The sequence below is a fragment of the uncultured Marinobacter sp. genome, assembly GCF_963974375.1.
In the GTDB taxonomy this organism is placed as follows: domain Bacteria; phylum Pseudomonadota; class Gammaproteobacteria; order Pseudomonadales; family Oleiphilaceae; genus Marinobacter.
The window spans coordinates 1-1,993 of record NZ_CAXBDN010000427.1 but is presented as its reverse complement, the minus strand read 5'-3'; the positions used below and the strand labels follow the sequence as shown (position 1 = coordinate 1,993).

The window sequence follows — 1,993 nt, the reverse complement described above, 5'->3', positions numbered from 1 at the left end:
CCACCCGGGCTGCGGATCTGGATGAAGTGCTGGTCAACCTGCTGGATAACGCAGGTCGCTGGGCCCATGCCCAGATCAACATCTTCCTGGCCAGCAAGTCCAACGTGCTGGCGCTGGAAGTCGCCGATGATGGACCCGGCGTAAGCCCCGATCAGCTCGATCATCTCGGCACCCCGGGGCTGACCCTGGATCAGCAGTCACCTGGCAAGGGGCTGGGCCTGGCCACGGTTCGATACATCATAGGGCAGTATGGTGGAGGGCTGGCATTCAGCATCAGCCCCTTGGGGGGCCTGGAGGTTCTCGCCACCCTGCCGCGAACCCGTCCCGCCCTGCACTCGCTGGGGGCCACCTCTCGCCATGACCCCCTGGCCACTCGCCGGGATCTTCTGAAAGGCGCCAAAGTTCACTGACCAACTGGGACTGGCTCCGGATCTGCAAAACGTCAGATGATCCCGGAGCGGCACTGAGCCGTAACATTCTGGACAGGACACTTCCTGTCCCGAACCCTACTGACCCAGTGCTTCCGGATCCACTACCCCATGACCAGCAAGCAGCATCTGCCCAGCAAACAGTGCCCGGTGTGCCTGCGCCCTTTTACCTGGCGACGAAAATGGGCCAGAGACTGGGATTCTGTCCGTTATTGCAGTGAACGCTGCCGGCGCCAGCGCAGGAGCCTGCAATGACCACAGTGGTCTGGTTCAAACGGGATCTTCGCAGCAGAGACCACGCTCCGTTGCTGGCTGCGGCCCGGCTTGGCGAGCCGGTGATCGCATTGTACGTAACCGAACCGGAGTACTGGCAACTGCCGGACACCAGCGCCCGTCACTGGCAGTTTATCCGCGAATCACTCACCACTCTGGATAGTCAGTTGCGCAAGGCGGGGGGCCGGTTGCTGGTGATGCAGGGTAGTGTAATCAGTGCGCTGGCCAGACTCAGGGACCGTTACCCGATTGCCCGGGTGTTCTGCCATCAGGAAACCGGTGGGCAGTGGACCTTCACCCGGGACCGGGACGTCATTCACTGGTGCGCGGCTCATCAGATCGGGTTCCGGGAGTGGCAGCCCTGCGGGGTCGTGCGCCGGCTACCGGACCGGGACCGCTGGGACAACGCCTGGACCCGGCTGATGAGCCAGGCCACCGAGCCGGCACCGGAGCGGATCCTTCTGCCCGCCAACCTGCCAGACAGCGACTGGAGCGCACCAGACTTCGCCAATCCCACACCCTGTCCGGACCAGCAAACAGGTGGCAGCGACCGCGCTGACCAGCTGTTATCATCCTTTCTTCAGCGTCGTTGCGTCGGTTATCAGTACAACATTTCCAGTCCGCTAACCGCCGTCAGAGCCTGCTCCCGGCTTAGTCCCCATCTGGCCTACGGCAGCATCAGTCTGCGCGAGGTTTACCAGGCAGCGAAGGCAGCCGGCGCAGATCGCAATACCCTGCCCCGCAAGCAACGCAGCCTGACCAGCTTCCGCTCCCGGCTGCACTGGCACTGCCACTTTATCCAGAAACTCGAAGACGAACCGGAACTGGAGTTCCGGGCCATGCACCGGGATCTTGAAGGATTGAAGGTTTCCGGCGACCACAGTGAACGTCTGCAGCGCTGGCAGCAGGGTGAGACCGGCTGGCCTCTGGTGGATGCCAGCATGAGGGCCCTCAACCACACCGGCTGGATCAACTTCCGGATGCGGGCCATGCTGATGGCTGTGGCCAGCTACCAACTCTGGCTCCACTGGCAGGCACCGGCTCATCACCTGGCCCGGCTGTTTACCGATTTCGAGCCTGGCATTCATTACCCACAGGTGCAGATGCAGTCCGGCCTGACCGGAATCAACGCCCTTCGCATTTACAACCCGGTGCTGCAAAGCCAGAAACTGGACCCGGAAGGCCAATTTATCCGGCGCTGGATACCGGAACTGGCCGGTGTCCCGGCAGACCTGATACACACGCCCTGGCTGATGTCAGCGGATCAGGCGAACCGGTTTGACGGCAATACC

3 protein-coding genes and 1 pseudogene are annotated in these 1,993 nt (G+C 62.5%); all 4 read left to right on the top strand.

All coding sequences use genetic code 11. The annotated features are described in order from the left end of the window. Positions 1-410 (top strand): ATP-binding protein (locus tag AAC035_RS21040; protein WP_339807069.1); only part of this gene is annotated, 410 nt, incomplete at its 5' end. 107 nt (positions 411-517) lie between these two features. After that, positions 518-610 (top strand): annotated as a pseudogene (locus AAC035_RS21035) (hypothetical protein); the annotation flags it as partial. Continuing rightward, positions 579-683: a DUF2256 domain-containing protein gene (locus tag AAC035_RS21030; protein ID WP_339807070.1), complete on the top strand. Its 105-nt coding sequence runs from the start codon at positions 579-581 to the stop codon at positions 681-683. The pseudogene AAC035_RS21035 and the gene AAC035_RS21030, both read left to right, overlap by 32 nt. Beyond that, the coding region (locus AAC035_RS21025; protein ID WP_339807068.1) for an FAD-binding domain-containing protein at positions 680-1,993 on the top strand (1,314 nt) is incomplete at its 3' end. The genes AAC035_RS21030 and AAC035_RS21025, both read left to right, overlap by 4 nt.